Genomic DNA, 14924 nt, shown 5'->3' with positions numbered 1-14924 from the left:
ATTTTCCCTTAGGTAAAAGTTAAACGGCGTATTGTTTGAAAGAGGCAGACATCTGCTGTTCAGCGTGTAAACAGCGTTTACCGCTCGCAGTGTAAAACAGGTATTGCTTATCGACAGGCCATTGCAGCCCGGTCAGATGACCTTCGTTAAAACGTTTCATGCCCGGCACGGTAACGGTTAAAACGGCCTGGCTGCCTGTTAGCTGACAGACCACTAACGTATCTGCGCCCATGTATTCGTAGTTCACGACGTTGGCAGTCAACCCCGCACTGTGAGGATCAATGAACTGGATATCTTCCGCCCTGATCCCCAGACTGAGCGCCGTCTCAGACGACTCGCTGACCACAGGCTGAGTGAGCTGGCTCAAAAAGTGCCTGCCGTTGACAGAGGTCAGCGGCAGAATATTCATGGGCGGCGCACCGATAAACTGCGCCGCAAAAATACTGGCCGGATTGTTATACAGGTTGTCTGGCGTATCATGCTGCTCAATCCGGCCATCATTCAGCAGAATGATGCGGTCAGCCATGCTCATCGCTTCCGTCTGATCGTGGGTGACATAGAGCATCGTCAGGCCCAGCGCTCTCTGCAGCGCACGAATTTCGCGACGCATACTTTGGCGCAGTTTCGCGTCAAGGTTAGAAAGGGGTTCATCCATCAGGCATAAGGTGTTGTTGGCAATCACGGCACGTCCGAGTGCAACGCGCTGCTGTTGGCCGCCCGAAAGCTGTGCAGGTAACCGATCCAGCAACGTCTCCAGTTCCATTAATTTGCTGACGCGGCTCAGGCGGCCAGCAAATGTCTGCCTGTCCTCACCGCGCGCTTTTAAACCAAACAGCAAATTTTCGCGAACGCTGAGATGCGGAAACAGCGCATACGACTGAAAAACCATCGAAAGTTTGCGCTCTGATGGCTGCAGGTGCGTGATATCGCGATGACTGAAACTGACCGTTCCCTCATCCGCGGTTTCCAGTCCGGCGATCGTCCGAAGCAGCGTCGACTTACCGCAGCCTGACGGACCTAACAGCGCTACAAAGGTTCCTTTTTCCGCTTCGAAACAAATGTTATCCAGAGCAGTTTTTTCGCCCCAGCGTTTAGTGATGTTGTGAAGCGCCAAATGGCTCATAGCTTCGCCGCTCTGCCAATGAGAATGGCAGTAAGCTAGCGGAGCAAAATGAAAGATTTATGGCTGAAAAGTGTCAGCATAATGACAGAACGTGATGTGATTATGGCGGCTAACGGTTCTGCAAGGTGCAGAGACGGTTAAGCGTTGTGCCGACAGGCTATCGACGCCCTTCGTGCCGTGCTGCTGACAGGACCTGATCTGATTCGTTTGAAGGCAGTTAACCTGTTTTGGCGGGTGAAAGCCAGTACGGTTAAAGAGCACAGCGCACTCTTTTGTTATCCTCACGACACGATTTTTAAAGGATGATGTCAGGAGAGATGATGAGCGAGATAATTAACCTGTTTACCCGTCACAAAAGCGAACGCAGCTTCACCGATCAGCCGGTCGATGATGCCATTCTGGATCGCATAATCAGCACTGCTTATCGCGCGCCTACCTCCGTAAACTCACAGCAGGTTTCTCTGGTGGTGACACGCGATCCGGCTAAACGCCAGGCTATCTCGCAAATCGCGGGCGGCCAACCGTGGATCGCTAAAGCCCCTGTCTTTATCACTGTGGTGCTGGATATGCATAAATCACGGATGGCGATGGCCGCCGTAGGCAAAGAGCAAATTGCCCAGCAAAGCATTGAAAGTATTGTTTCTGGCTCGACGGATGTGGGTATTGCCCTGGGAAGCATCATGGCTGCAGCCCGTTCAGAAGGACTGGGCATTGTGCCGATTGGTGGTATCCGCCGCGATCCTGACGCCATGATCGAACTGCTTAACCTGCCAGAATATACCTTCCCGGTCGCAGGTGTGGTTATCGGCTATGTTGATCAACCCGCGTTTCAGAAGCCACGCCTGCCAATGCAGACTTTCCGTCATGAGGAAAGCTACCATACCGAAGGCCTGGAACAACAGATTGCCCACTATAACGCCGAGATGGTGCAGCACTGGAAAGATACAGGCCGCGCCGACGGCGAAAGCTGGAGTGACAGCGTGAGTGGCTATTACCAACACATCTATTTCCCCAAAGTCCTGCCCGCACTGCATAAGCAAGGCTTCGGTAGCGACAAGTAAGACACCACTGCCCGGTGCTAATCCGGGCAGCGGCACTGAATGGCGCGACGTTACAGACTAGCACCGTTTCGCCCTTCGTGTTTTGTCCGGTACAAGGCATCATCCGCACGCTTGATCAGTGATTCTGCATGCTCTGGCCCTTCGCCAGCCTCCGTAGCCGCCACCCCCGCACTGAGCGTAACGCAACCCGTTGTGAGCCCCGTTGAGACATGAGGTATGGCCCGTTGTCTGACGGTCTCGACCACACTTAAGGCAACGGTCAACGCATCCCGGGCCGACGTATCGGCCAACACAATCGCAAATTCTTCGCCGCCATAACGGGCCGCGATATCCGTGCGACGTTGGGCAAATGTTTTCAGTATCTGGGCGACCTGCTGTAAGCATTCGTCACCTGACACATGGCCATAAGTATCGTTGTAGCGTTTAAAATAGTCGATATCGAAAAGGATCAGCGACATCGGCCCGCCGCTGCTGCGCGCATGGAGCAGGCTTTTTTTCAGGAATTGATCGAAATAGCGACGATTTGCCAGCCCTGTAAGCCCGTCCGCGTTTGCCAGACTCTTCAGCGACTGATTCGCGGCGGTGAGCTCATCGCGAAGATGCGTCAGTTCAAGTTGATAACGCAGGCTGCGCCTGGCTTCATTCCGGATAAATATCCAGAGCAGAATAATGCCCACCAGCAATACAAGGCTCAGTAAAACCCCCTGCACGCGGCTTTGCATCCACTCTAAAAAAAGCCGTTTGGTATCAAATCCCGCGGTCACAACTACCGGATAACGGCTGGAGCTGACAAAACCAAATATTCGCTTTTCGCCATCCAGTTCGGCTTTCCACTGGCCGCTTCCGCGCTCGGCGTTGGCTAATAACTGATGGAAAAGTGGACTGGAGGAGAGGTTTTTGCCGATATAGCTGTCTGGCAACGGGCGCGCATACAGCACCGTACTGTCTGCCAGCATAAGCACCAGTAAATCCTGCGGGCCGATAACAAAGTAATCGTAATAATGGCGGAAATAATCAATGCTAATCGTGGCGAGCAGCACACCTTTGAAGCCGCCATAGTCGTCATTAATCCGTAAGGATACCGGGATGACATAGCGTCCCGAGCTGCGGCTGCGGAGCGCCGGACCGACATGCACGCTGCTACGAAGATTATGTTTATGGAAAATAAAATACTCCCGGTCAGCATTGTTATTTCCTTTGGGCATCTCAGTAAGCGAACTGGCTGTCCATCGCCCTTGTGAGTCAAAGTAAAACATGTCCTCCAGTTGAGGAAGACGACTTTGTAAGGTGCGCATGATGTTATTGACTTCCGCCACGTCAATATCCGTTCCGGGCTGGGACTGAATAACGCGCTGTACCTCGCGCAGAGAAAGTTCGATTTGCAAAAAGGTATCTTCTGCCTGACGGGCCTGTGCGACAGAGAGATCAATCGCACGCTCCTCGGTTGACCGGACGGTTCTCTGCCAGTCCATGTGCAGCGTCCAGGCATTAACCACAATCACGCCCAGCGTCAGTAAACTACAGGCCAGTGTTATGCTTCTGAGCAGCGGGGAAAGGCGCATCATTGCAGCATCTTTTTTACGACGTAATTCCATGCCGGTTTACCGTTTTTTCGCTATGGGATACCGCAACATATCAGAAATAACATGTTAACAATGACAACCACACAGGCCATTTCTGCCAACTGTGTTTAGTGTAGATGACGGTTACGCTTTCACGCGCATGCTGTGCATGTCAGCGAGAGGAAAGAGAATCTTCTCCGGCGGTGGAAGCATAATGCGGCAGGGCGAGTGAGCTGATTATCAGGTTTCCCCTCTGCCCTCAGAGACAGAGGGGAAGATGCCTTAACGTCGACGACGCCACCACCAAAACAGCCCCCCAATGACCACCAGCACGCCTGCGACCATCGCCCCCCGGACCAACGGCAGCAGCAGTGAAGGCTCACCGCCCTGACGCAATGCTTTCACGCGCTCCGGAGTGATGCGCACTGCACTGTTGCCGATGTCCTGCATCACGTAGTTCGTGACATCGGCAATTTGTGTGTCATTTAAGGTCTTGGCAAAACTGAGCATGCCCTGCCCTTTTGCAGGCCAGACACCGTCCAGTATGACCATCGCCACGTTATCCGCATTGGATTTCTCCAGTACCGGATGTTTGGTTAAGGCAGGCAGGCCGTTAAGTCCCTGTCCTTCCAGGTTATGGCAGGATGCGCAGTTATTACGGTAAATCTGCTCGCCGTCCGTCATATCCGATAACATATCAGGTGTATCGTCCCCGGTGACGGGCGTCAGACCGACAGTGGGCTCCTCGCTGTCGGCATCGGCATCCGTGCTGTCGTCTTCGTGATCGACAGCAGGCAACAGGTAGGTCGCGATAGCGGCCCGATCGTCCGGCGTCATCCGCGAAAAACTTTTGTCGATGGCTTCCAGCATCGGACCGGCCGCCGTTGCACCATTATCGGCGTGACCGCTGGCGAGATAGGCTGCCAGCGACTCGCGTGACCACTGATCGTCACTTTGTAACGCAGCAGACGTAATCGCTGGCGCATACCAGGTCCCGAGAGAAGCGCCCTGTAACGATTTATCCGACTCCTCCGCCATCAGGAAATTACGTGGCGTATGGCAGGTGCTGCAGTGGGTTAACCCTTCCACCAGATACGCGCCGCGATTCCATTCAGCAGACTGGCTGGGATCGGGAGTAAAAGGCTTGCCGTCAAGGAACAGAAGATTCCACGCCGCCATGCTGAAGCGGAGATTAAACGGAAACGGCAACGCCGTTTTTTCTGGCTGTGTATCATCTGCTTTTACACCGTACATAAAATAGGCATAAAGCGCGGAGATATCGCTGTCGTTAATCCGGGCATAGGCGGTATACGGCATGGCCGGATAAAGATGGCTGCCATCCGCGCGAATGCCCTTGCGTAAGGCATCGGCAAACTGCTTCTCACTGTAGTGACCAATGCCTGCCGTTTTTGAAGGCGTAATGTTGGTACTGAAGATGATCCCTAACGGGCTGCCAATCGCATGGCCACCGGTAAACGGTGCTTTGCCCTCTTCTGTATGGCAGGCCGCGCAGTCCCCGGCTACGGCAAGGTATTCTCCCCGCTTAATAAGATCGCCCTGGCTTTCGGCATGCGCAGTGGTCTGCATGAGGCTGAGCATAAGGGCAATCGGCACCACCAGGCGCCTCAGTAACTTATCCATGCTGCGTCTCCTGCAAAATTTTATCAGCCGTGCGCAACGCAAGCGCCATCGCGGTCAGTGTGACATTACAGGTTCCGACCGTGGGCATCACGCCAGTGCCCACCATAAACAGGTTTTCATGATCGTGCGCCCGTCCCCAGGCATCCGTGACGCTGGTAGCGGGATCCAGGCCCATCGACAACGTGCCAGTAATATGTTGGCGATTAGAAAATTTGCCGCTTTTACTGTGGCGAATATTGGTCGCGCCCAGCTTTGCGGCAATCGCGTCATAACATTCACGGGTTTTCGCCGTGCCCTTTTGCACATACTCGTCCACATTCCAGTACAGTGCCGGGGTAGGCAGCCCAAGAGCATCTTTGTTACTGCTTAACGTGACGCGGTTGGTGGGATCCGGGAGCTGTTCCAGGGCATTCTTTATGCTGAGACGACGTGCCGCACGGAAGCGAATCTGTTCCTGAAGTTTTTTGCCAAAATAGCCTTCCTCCAGCACTTCTTTCGTCACCGCGGCGACCTGCGAGGCATTGGAAATATCCAGACGGAATGGCGCGTGTTCACGACGGAACTCACCGTCCCTGAACTGCCCGATTGAGCACGGGCTGACGGGGCCGCGTCCGGGCCAGATTTCTTCATCCACATCAAACGTGACGCCAATCGCGGGGTGATCGCAGAGGTTACGGCCCACAGTGTCCCGGGCATTGCCGATGCCCTGTGGGAATCTCTCGCTGGTGGACATCAGCAGCAGCTTAGGCGTTTCAATCGCATTGGCCGCCAGAACAAATGTCTGCGCCGTCACGCGATGGCGGGTTTTATTCCAGTCATAATAGTTTGCGGCCACAATCCGCCCCTGCGCATCGTGCTCAAGTTGATAAACGACAGCTTCAGTGATTACCTGTACGCCGCTGTCTTCCGCCTGCTGAGCGGCCAGGCCACCGTGATACTGCGCGTCAATGGGGCACACGGGCATGCAGTTATTGTTTCCACAGCAGGCCGGTCGGCCATCGTAACTTCGGCTGTTGCGGCCGGTACTGTCATCCAGTACGGTGAAGTCTGGCGCGAGTCGGGCCGTGACACGTTGCTGCAACCAGGAGGCCGGCACCCGTTCCATCGGAAACGGCTTACTGCGAGGCGAGCCGTTGTCCGGCGATCCGCCGACGCCAGCGATGACTTCGGCTTCATAGTAATAAGGTTCCAGATCCTGATAGCTAATCGGCCAGTCTTTTCCCACGCCATACAGCGAATGTTGCTGAAAATCATTCGGGACAAAGCGCCACAACTGAGCCGCCCAGTGCCAGCTGGTGCCGCCAAAAATACGAATATATTGCGCATTAAATGCCTGAGGCCCCAGTTGCTGCAGGTAATCATTGGGTTCTGGGGTATAGCGCGGTTGGGGTGCCATCGGTGAAAAGGGGTACGGTGACATAAAGTCAGACTTAAAGGCAGAACTGCGGAAGCGCTCCACCAGTTCTCCACGGCTGATCTTAGGTCCGGATTCAAGCAGGATAACGGACTTCCCGGCTTTCGCCAGACGCGTCGCCAGCAACGCGCCATTCACGCCTGCGCCGATAACGACCACATCAGCCGAATTATTCTTCTTCATGGATAACATTACTCTTGAAAAGGGTCACGGTTGGCTCGCCCAACTGCCACAAACGCCATAGGAGAAGCTCGGTGGAACCAGTTTGTCGTTAACGACCCGATTCGCAAGCGTGTTGATATAGGTGATATAGCGCGCATTTTTGCCTTTGCCGACAATGCCGGTATACCAGCTGCTCAGAATCGCCCCGGCCAGCCTGGCGCTTGCCGCCTCAGTTTCAGCAAACTGCAGGCGTGCCTGTTGTAACAGGTCGGGCTGATGCGTTAACAGGTTGCTGAGATGAAAAAGTGCCGCGCTGAAGTTTTTCTGCGTCTGACTGAACGCATCAAACAGCGCACTGCCTACCGTGTCATTGAGCTCGTTCTGTTGTGTCAGTTGCTGTGAAACCAGCATAAACACATCAAGGGCATCTGCCTGCATGTTCGGTTGCGCGGCGTTGAGAGGCGCCAAAGGGAACAGATGGCCGGTCGCACTGGCCACAGCGACAAGCCCAACCATCTTCAGCACGCGTCGGCGTGAATAGTGATTCATCATATTATCCAGTCAAAAAGCTGCCTTTCTCTGGCAGCAAATCCTTCTTTGGCATACGAATAGTGTGTTGCCAGAATGCATCGCGTCCTGGATGCTTTGCCTTACGTCATCGCTAAACTTGACGAAGTGATGACTGCGACGACCTGCTCTGATTAACTCTATCGACAAGCCAGCCACTGTCCTTTACGTTAGGCATGCAAGAAATCTTTTTCCTGTCAGCGGTAAACCCAGCATGATGCTGTGTGATCCTTCACCAGCGCCTGGACAGCGTTATCCTGTTGGCAGTCGTTAAACCAGATGGTTATTTGGGTTATGAATATATTAAATGGATAGTAAACAAATTTGATACGAAGCGGTACTGACTGTTGAGACGGGTGAGGTGTGTGAACCTGTTACGTCAGGCTGTCCTGCGTGTTGTGCCGGCGGCAAGCTGATCTCTTTTTCCAGTCGGTTATTTAGCCGGCCAGACAAGGCTTTATTTTTGTGTGAGAATCCCGGCAGGAAACATGCCAGGCTCAGCAAAATGATCGGGCAACCGACGCCCGTCCAGAACGCAATTGCCAGCAACACGATGGCGGCACCGCTGATGGGACGACGGATGTTATCAAGACAGGCAAATGCAGCTCAAAAAAGTCGACAAACTCACGTGACAGCGTCACAGGATAGCAATCGCTGAGGCATTACGCTTCGCGTTGCGCCACGACCACCGGCACCGCCAACTCTACATAGATCCGTGCAAAAATTCGGGTTTCCACGCTACGCCTTGCCGCACCGTTTCCCACATTGTAAAGGTCATTACCGCATGAAGCATGGCCTGGAGCGCATGTCCGGTGATAATGGCACTAATCGCGAACCCGGCTAACAGCGGGTAAAGCAAACAGGAGACATTTTCCGCCATGACCCGCAACAGGGTGAGAGTCAACTTTTTACTGTGACGTCGCCCCAGCGTTTTCAGGGTTGCGATGGCGGTATGTGGCGCGGTATTCGGTAGTGTCGCTCTGGAAGAACACATGATTTTCTTTTCGTAAACTGTTAAAACTGAGCGGTCGCTCAAGTACCAGCGCATCATAATTGCGTGATTGCTCAAAGTTAATTCAGGAGTCAGGATGCAAGCATCAACACAAACCGCCGGGGAAACACTGAAAGAAAAAATTCTGGCGGGCGCCGTCGCGCTTTTTCTTGAAAAGGGGCTCGAAAAGGCCACCACACGCGAGCTCACCGCGACGCTGGGCATTTCACGCAGTCATATCTATCACTATTTTCCTGACTGGCACACGCTGACCTTAACGGCGCTGGAGCGCTTTATGCAGGGCGAACTCGACGACTTCGCCCGTGAACTGGCCGCGCTGGATCCTGAGCAGCAACTATACTGTTTAATCGAAGGACATATTCCTGATGCGGCGGATTCCGGCTGGCAACTTTATGCTTCAGTGTGGCAGATGGCTGGCCATCACGATGATTATGCCGGACTGGCCGATAAAATTACGGCCGGCTGGGATGCCCTGCTCTGTCGCATTCTTGAGGCTGGCGTCACACAGGGATACTTTCGGATTGAGGATGTTGCGCGCAGCGCACGCCAGCTCAACGCCATGCTGAATGGCTATGCCGATCTGCTCAGTATTAAGTCTTCGCCTGAGAGAGTCGAGCAGGTGATGTCTGATATTCATCACTTTGTAAAACTGCTGCGTTAACCGTATCCGCAACAACAGCGTGGGGTTGACGCCCACCGACATTAAAGGAATGTTAAACAGAAGTTATAATTATATTTACTCTTATCCTTATATTGTTTCATCTCTATGGCGCACGTTTTACATTTTGATGGTTGATTAATCTCAAATTTTATCGCTTATCCGCACCGAAACGGTTGCTAACACACTTTATTTTTACTTAGTAAAACGCATGCGTGATCCGATAAGCGCGTGTTTTTTGGCACTTTATTGATTATCTGTTTTAAGAAAAGTTGCTTACTTAGTGACGAAATTAACGGTAAGCAACTGTTTTATATAACAAATGAATTAATAAAAAGACATAAAATTAATCATTGAGTCCTGTGTTAAAAAACAATATATTGGCCGCGTTTTTAACATGAGTTCTAAATTTTATTCACTTATCCAACTGCAGCGTGATGCCACGCCCGGTTGTAGGAGAGATATGATGACGGATAAAGTCCGTATTGATAGTTTGAATGCGAATACATTAAACGGTAACAATGAGTCTTATCTGGCCCGCCAGGCCGAGTTTGAATCAAATGTTCGAAGTTATCCGCGTAAATTGCCGTTAGCGATCGCAAAAGCTAATGGCGTCTGGATCACAGACGTTGAGAACAAACAGTATCTTGACTGTCTTGCCGGTGCCGGAACGCTTGCGTTGGGTCATAATCATCCTGACGTACTGCAAAGCATCCAAAATGTCATTACCAGCGGCTTGCCGTTACATACTCTCGATCTGACCACGCCATTAAAAGACGCGTTCTCAGAATATTTGCTCTCTCTGTTACCGGGTCAGGGCAAAGAGTACTGCCTGCAGTTCACTGGTCCTTCTGGTGCGGACGCAGTTGAAGCCGCGCTGAAACTGGCGAAAAAACACACGGGCCGTTCAGGCGTGATCAGCTTCTCCGGCGGTTATCATGGCATGACCCACGGTGCGCTTTCAGTGACAGGTAATCTGTCACCGAAAGAAGCCGTGGACGGCATGATGCCGGAAGTGCAGTTCATGCCTTATCCGCACCTTTACCGTTGCCCGCTGGGCATTGGCGGCGAAGCCGGTGTTAAAGCGCTGACCTACTACTTCGAAAACCTGATCAACGACGTTGAAAGTGGCGTACGTAAACCGGCTGCGGTCATCCTGGAAGCCGTTCAGGGTGAAGGCGGCGTCAATCCTGCGCCAGCAGAGTGGCTGCAACGTATCCGTAAAGTCACCAAGGAGCACGGCATTCTGCTGATCCTGGATGAGGTTCAGGCCGGATTTGCCCGTACCGGTAAATTCTTTGCCTTTGAACACGCCGGCATTGAACCCGACATTATCGTTATGTCAAAAGCCGTCGGTGGCGGTTTGCCATTAGCCGTACTGGGTATTAAAAAGCAATTTGATGCCTGGTCGCCTGGCCACCATACCGGTACATTCCGTGGCAACCAACTGGCCATGGCAACCGGTCTGACAACGTTGAAATTGCTGAAAGAAAACAACATCGCTGACAGCGTGGCAGAAAAAGGTGAGTGGCTGAAAGGCAAACTGGCCGAGCTGCAAAAACGTTATCCGGCGATTGGCAACGTCCGTGGTCTGGGTTTGATGATCGGTATCGAAATGGTCAAACCAAACGAAGCACAGGATCACATGGGCTGCTACCCGGCTGATGGCGATCTGTCTGCGCTGGTGCAGAAAAAATGCTTCGAAAATGGTCTGATTCTGGAGCGTGGCGGCCGCCACGGCAGCGTATTACGTCTGCTGCCTTCTCTGCTGATCAACCATGATGAGCTTCAGGTTTTCCTGGATAAGTTTGAAAACGCCCTGCTTGCCGCAGGCGTCGAAGCAGTTTAAGTGGAGTAAGTTCGATGTCACGGTCAAATCCTATTCTGGCGTCCTCGGTGCAAAGCACAGAGGCTTATCAGCAGGCTATCGCTCAAAGCAGCGCGGCCGTTGTTAAGTGGCTGGAACAGCCTGAAATGTATCAGGGCAAAACGGTTGCAGAACTCCGCGAACGCATCAAGCTGGACTTTAATCCAGAAGGCCTGGGTAACCAGGCCGCCATTGAGCGCGCGATTGAGTATTTCCTGAAAGACAGCCTGTCTGTTCATCATCCACAGTGTGTTGCGCATTTACATTGCCCAAGTCTGGTTATCAGCCAGGCCGCTGAAGTACTGATCAACGCCACGAACCAGAGTATGGACTCGTGGGATCAGGCACCTTCTGCCACGCTTATCGAAATGAAGCTGATCGAGTGGTTGCGCGAGCAGGTTGGTTATCAGGCGGGTGATGCAGGCGTCTTTACCAGTGGCGGCACGCAGAGCAATCTGATGGGGCTGATGCTGGCACGCGATGCCTTCTTTGCCCGTCAGGGTCATTCCGTGCAGCAGGACGGCCTGACTGGCGATCTGAAAAAAATCAAAGTTTTCTGTTCGGAAAACGCGCACTTCTCAGTGCAGAAAAATATGGCCCTGCTCGGCTTAGGCTACCAGTCGGTCACGTTGGTGAAATGCGACGAGTTTGCGCGCATGGATATGACGGACCTGGCTCAGAAACTGGCACAGGCCAAAGCCAACAACGAGCAGGTGCTGGCGATTGTCGCGACGGCGGGCACAACGGATGCGGGTGCTATCGATCCGTTACGTGAGATCGTCAGGCTGGCGGCTGAGCAGCACATCTGGGTTCACGTTGATGCGGCCTGGGGCGGCGCGCTGCTGCTGTCCGAGAAATATCGTCATTACCTGGATGGTCTGGATCTGGTGGATTCCGTTACGCTGGATTTCCATAAACAATTCTTCCAGACAATCAGCTGTGGCGCTTTCCTGTTAAAAGAAGCCCGTCACTATGAGCTGATGCGCTATCAGGCCGCTTACCTGAACTCTGAATTTGATGAGGCACAGGGCGTACCAAACCTGGTATCAAAATCTCTGCAAACCACGCGCCGTTTCGATGCGCTGAAGCTGTGGATGGGACTGGAAGCGCTGGGCCAGAAACAGTATGCCGAAATTATCGATCACGGCGTCACGCTGGCACAGCAGGTTGCGCAGTTTATTGAACAGCAGGATGCGCTGGAGCTGGTAATGAAACCTCAGCTGGCGAGCGTCCTGTTCCGTTATCGCCCACATCAGTCCGCGGGCTGGAGCGATGCTGACATTGCGCTGTTCAACCAGCGCATCGGCGATGCATTGCTGGAATCCGGCCGGGCCAATGTCGGCGTGACCGAGCATAACGGTATGACCTGCCTGAAAATGACGTTGTTGAACCCAACGGTGACCCTGGAGGACATTACTGTCCTGCTGGCACTCCTGGAGAAAACAGCACAGTCATTGCTGTAAGCCTTTCTTATTCTGCCTGACTCAGGCCGGTAATTTTTACCGGCCTTATTTATTTGTGAAGACTGTCCGCAAGGCTTATCGTGCCGGTGGACAATGTCGCCCCACAGCGCCCCTGACTGAACTGACTTGCGCCACGCAGCATCGTGCTGCAGGATAAGACTTTTACAGCATTTACCGGAAAGACTATGACCGCTCACGTCTCTAACGATCCCCTGCACGGTATTACACTTGAAATGCAGGTCAACAGCCTGGTGGCACGATATGGCTGGGCTGAACTGAGCAAGCGTATCAATATCAACTGTTTTAAAAACGATCCCAGTGTGAAGTCCAGTCTGAAGTTTCTTCGCCGGACGCCCTGGGCGCGCGCTGAAGTGGAAGCCCTGTACCTGGCTTCACGGGATGACGCGCAACCGGATTCCACACCGTCATCCGATGAAGATCCGTGGTCCAGTTGGCGCCGTGATAAAACCTGATGAAGATTGCGCGCACGCTTCAGACGTAAAAAAGCCCGCGTCAGTGATGACGCGGGCTTTTTCATATTATGGCATTACAGCGCCATATCGTGCTTCGCTGGTTCAGGTGTTTTATCACTTTTCGCCGCGGGAGCTTCAGCAGGCTTAGTGCCCATGTTAATAACCGGTGGCTTCGTCAGCTGCAGCGTTGCAGCCGTTTCATCCCACACCTGCTGTGTCAGTGCAGGATTGTCGTTCAGTTTCTGACCGTAAGCAGGAACAATTTTACGGATTTTTTCCTGCCATTCCGCAGACTTGAATTGCTCCGGGAACAGTTTCTGCATAACGTTAATCGCAATAGGTGCAGCGGTTGATGCGCCTGGCGATGCGCCCAGCAGTGCAGCAACGGTTTTCTGCTGATCGGTCACGATTTCTGTACCGAGTTTCAGCACGCCACCTTTCTCTGCATCTTTCTTGATGATCTGTACACGTTGACCGGCCTGGATCAGCGTCCAGTCTTCTTTCTTCGCATCAGGATAGTATTCTCTCAGCGCAGCAAAGCGGTCATCATCGCTCAACATGACCTGACCAATCAGGTATTTCACCAGATCGAAGTTATCCAGGCCCACATGGGTCATTGGCATAAAGTTGTGAGTCGTCGTCGAGCTCAGCAAGTCAAACAGCGAACCGTTTTTCAGGAACTTGGTTGAGAACGTGGCGAAAGGTCCAAACAACACGACACGTTTGCCATCGAAGTAGCGTGTATCAAGATGTGGAACGGACATCGGTGGCGCACCCACAGAAGCCTGACCGTAAACTTTGGCTAAATGACGCTCAGCAATCTGCGGGTTTTTGGTGACCAGGAATGAGCCGCCAACCGGGAAACCTGCATAATTATCCGCTTCGGGAATGCCGGTTTTTTGCAGTAACTTCAGCGCACCGCCGCCCGCGCCGATGAACACATATTTTGCGTCTACCGTGCGTTCGCCGCCATTTTTGGCATCTTTGATGGTCACGTGCCAGGAGTTATCGCTGTTACGTTTGAAGTCAGTGACTTCAGAAGACGTTTCCAGACGGAAATTATCATGTTTCTTCAGGCTACCAATCAACTGACGGGTAATTTCACCGTAGTTAACGTCGGTCCCGACAGGCGTCCAAGTTGCCGCCACTTTTTGTTGAGGGTCGCGACCTTCCATCACCAGAGGTGCCCACTGCGCAATCTGTTTGTGATCGGTGGAGAACTGCATACCCTGGAACAGGACGGTTTTCTGCAACGCCGCGTAGCGCTTAGTCAGATAATCCACATTATCGCCCCATACAAAACTCATATGCGGCGTAGAGTTGATAAATGAACGCGGGTTATTTAACACGCCGTCTTTCACCTGAGAACTCCAGAACTGGCGGGAGATCATGAAGGCTTCGTTAATTTCAAGCGCTTTGGTCACGTCAATAGAACCATCAGCACGCTCAGGCGTGTAGTTCAGTTCCATATTGGCGGAGTGGCCGGTACCGGCATTATTCCAGCCATTCGAGGATTCAAGTGCCACACCATCAAGCTTCTCAACCATGATCTGTTTCCAGCCCGGTTGTAGCTCTTCCAGCAGGGTGCCCAGAGAAGCACTCATGATACCGCCGCCGATCAGCAGAACGTCTGTTTTTTCTGGTGAATTTTCAGCATGGGTGACTGAAGAAACGAGTAACGCTGCAAGCGAAAGTGCAGGTACGAATTTAGTTGATTTAATCATTCGGAATCTACAATTAACGTGGAGAAGTAGTTAAAAAAAGTCCCGAAAGTTTAAAATATTGTTATTGCGTAGTTAATGTGAAAATAGTTAAAAAATTAAAAGCTTCTTTATTTCGATTAATTTAGTTACAAAAGGTTAACTTCATTATCGATATATTTTAACCACACAATAAAGGGGCGTTTTGCAATATACAATGC

At 52.4% G+C, this 14924-nt stretch carries 12 protein-coding genes and 1 pseudogene; 5 read left to right on the top strand and 8 right to left on the bottom strand.

Annotated features, from left to right (window positions below):
- Positions 1-19: 19 nt before the first annotated feature.
- The gene (locus RAC60_RS21025) at positions 20-1123 is read right to left on the bottom strand and encodes an ABC transporter ATP-binding protein (RefSeq protein ID WP_058702465.1); all 1104 of its coding nucleotides are present in this window, start codon (positions 1121-1123) and stop codon (positions 20-22) included.
- Between the two features lie 320 nt (positions 1124-1443).
- Between RAC60_RS21025 and RAC60_RS21020 the strand changes: the two genes are divergently transcribed.
- On the top strand, positions 1444-2184 hold the full coding sequence (locus RAC60_RS21020) for a nitroreductase family protein (RefSeq protein WP_054687887.1): 741 nt from the start codon (positions 1444-1446) through the stop codon (positions 2182-2184).
- Positions 2185-2234: 50 nt separating this feature from the next.
- On the opposite strand, the gene RAC60_RS21015 is transcribed toward RAC60_RS21020, so the two are convergent.
- From RAC60_RS21015 to RAC60_RS20990, 6 genes and pseudogenes are all read right to left on the bottom strand, one after another.
- Entirely contained in the window at positions 2235-3779 is a 1545-nt protein-coding gene (locus RAC60_RS21015; RefSeq protein WP_058708856.1) for a sensor domain-containing diguanylate cyclase, read from the bottom strand.
- Between the two features lie 249 nt (positions 3780-4028).
- Positions 4029-5387 (bottom strand): cytochrome c, encoded by a 1359-nt coding sequence (locus RAC60_RS21010; RefSeq protein ID WP_375094256.1) that lies wholly within the window; start codon positions 5385-5387, stop codon positions 4029-4031.
- Positions 5380-6984 (bottom strand): GMC family oxidoreductase, encoded by a 1605-nt coding sequence (locus RAC60_RS21005; RefSeq protein WP_058702468.1) that lies wholly within the window; start codon positions 6982-6984, stop codon positions 5380-5382. The genes RAC60_RS21010 and RAC60_RS21005 overlap by 8 nt, the downstream gene beginning before the upstream one ends.
- A 24-nt stretch (positions 6985-7008) precedes the next feature.
- Positions 7009-7512 (bottom strand): sugar dehydrogenase complex small subunit, encoded by a 504-nt coding sequence (locus RAC60_RS21000; RefSeq protein WP_033742279.1) that lies wholly within the window; start codon positions 7510-7512, stop codon positions 7009-7011.
- Between the two features lie 321 nt (positions 7513-7833).
- Positions 7834-8225: pseudogene (locus RAC60_RS20995) on the bottom strand (ABC transporter six-transmembrane domain-containing protein).
- Between the two features lie 8 nt (positions 8226-8233).
- Entirely contained in the window at positions 8234-8524 is a 291-nt protein-coding gene (locus RAC60_RS20990; protein WP_375094255.1) for an ABC transporter six-transmembrane domain-containing protein, read from the bottom strand.
- A gap of 94 nt (positions 8525-8618) precedes the next feature.
- On the opposite strand from RAC60_RS20990, the gene RAC60_RS20985 reads away from it, so the two are divergent.
- From RAC60_RS20985 to RAC60_RS20970, 4 genes are all read left to right on the top strand, one after another.
- Positions 8619-9203 (top strand): TetR/AcrR family transcriptional regulator, encoded by a 585-nt coding sequence (locus tag RAC60_RS20985; protein ID WP_375094254.1) that lies wholly within the window; start codon positions 8619-8621, stop codon positions 9201-9203.
- A 463-nt stretch (positions 9204-9666) separates the two neighbouring features.
- Positions 9667-11049 (top strand): diaminobutyrate--2-oxoglutarate transaminase, encoded by a 1383-nt coding sequence (locus RAC60_RS20980; RefSeq protein ID WP_058702580.1) that lies wholly within the window; start codon positions 9667-9669, stop codon positions 11047-11049.
- Positions 11050-11063: 14 nt separating this feature from the next.
- On the top strand, positions 11064-12530 hold the full coding sequence (locus tag RAC60_RS20975) for an aspartate aminotransferase family protein (RefSeq protein ID WP_054687884.1): 1467 nt from the start codon (positions 11064-11066) through the stop codon (positions 12528-12530).
- Positions 12531-12715: 185 nt separating this feature from the next.
- Entirely contained in the window at positions 12716-13003 is a 288-nt protein-coding gene (locus RAC60_RS20970) for a VF530 family DNA-binding protein (protein WP_054687883.1), read from the top strand.
- 74 nt (positions 13004-13077) lie between these two features.
- On the opposite strand, the gene mqo is transcribed toward RAC60_RS20970, so the two are convergent.
- On the bottom strand, positions 13078-14727 hold the full coding sequence (mqo, locus tag RAC60_RS20965) for a malate dehydrogenase (quinone) (protein WP_006122074.1): 1650 nt from the start codon (positions 14725-14727) through the stop codon (positions 13078-13080).
- Positions 14728-14924 lie beyond the last annotated feature (197 nt).

The organism is Pantoea sp. BR_17, from assembly GCF_041955125.1.
GTDB lineage: Bacteria > Pseudomonadota > Gammaproteobacteria > Enterobacterales > Enterobacteriaceae > Pantoea > Pantoea stewartii.
Note: the sequence above shows the minus strand (reverse complement) of the source record. Positions and strands in the feature narration are given on the sequence as shown.

Bases quoted from the DNA above. Each gene is read 5' to 3' on its own strand.
- RAC60_RS21020 (WP_054687887.1), top strand. From the start codon at position 1,444: ATGAGCGAGATAATTAACCTGTTTACCCGTCACAAAAGCGAACGCAGC.
- RAC60_RS20990 (WP_375094255.1), bottom strand. From the start codon at position 8,524: ATGTGTTCTTCCAGAGCGACACTACCGAATACCGCGCCACATACCGCC.
- RAC60_RS21005 (WP_058702468.1), bottom strand. From the start codon at position 6,984: ATGAAGAAGAATAATTCGGCTGATGTGGTCGTTATCGGCGCAGGCGTG.
- RAC60_RS21000 (WP_033742279.1), bottom strand. From the start codon at position 7,512: ATGAATCACTATTCACGCCGACGCGTGCTGAAGATGGTTGGGCTTGTC.
- RAC60_RS20975 (WP_054687884.1), top strand. From the start codon at position 11,064: ATGTCACGGTCAAATCCTATTCTGGCGTCCTCGGTGCAAAGCACAGAG.
- mqo (WP_006122074.1), bottom strand. From the start codon at position 14,727: ATGATTAAATCAACTAAATTCGTACCTGCACTTTCGCTTGCAGCGTTA.
- RAC60_RS21010 (WP_375094256.1), bottom strand. From the start codon at position 5,387: ATGGATAAGTTACTGAGGCGCCTGGTGGTGCCGATTGCCCTTATGCTC.
- RAC60_RS20985 (WP_375094254.1), top strand. From the start codon at position 8,619: ATGCAAGCATCAACACAAACCGCCGGGGAAACACTGAAAGAAAAAATT.
- RAC60_RS21025 (WP_058702465.1), bottom strand. From the start codon at position 1,123: ATGAGCCATTTGGCGCTTCACAACATCACTAAACGCTGGGGCGAAAAA.
- RAC60_RS21015 (WP_058708856.1), bottom strand. From the start codon at position 3,779: ATGGAATTACGTCGTAAAAAAGATGCTGCAATGATGCGCCTTTCCCCG.
- RAC60_RS20970 (WP_054687883.1), top strand. From the start codon at position 12,716: ATGACCGCTCACGTCTCTAACGATCCCCTGCACGGTATTACACTTGAA.
- RAC60_RS20980 (WP_058702580.1), top strand. From the start codon at position 9,667: ATGACGGATAAAGTCCGTATTGATAGTTTGAATGCGAATACATTAAAC.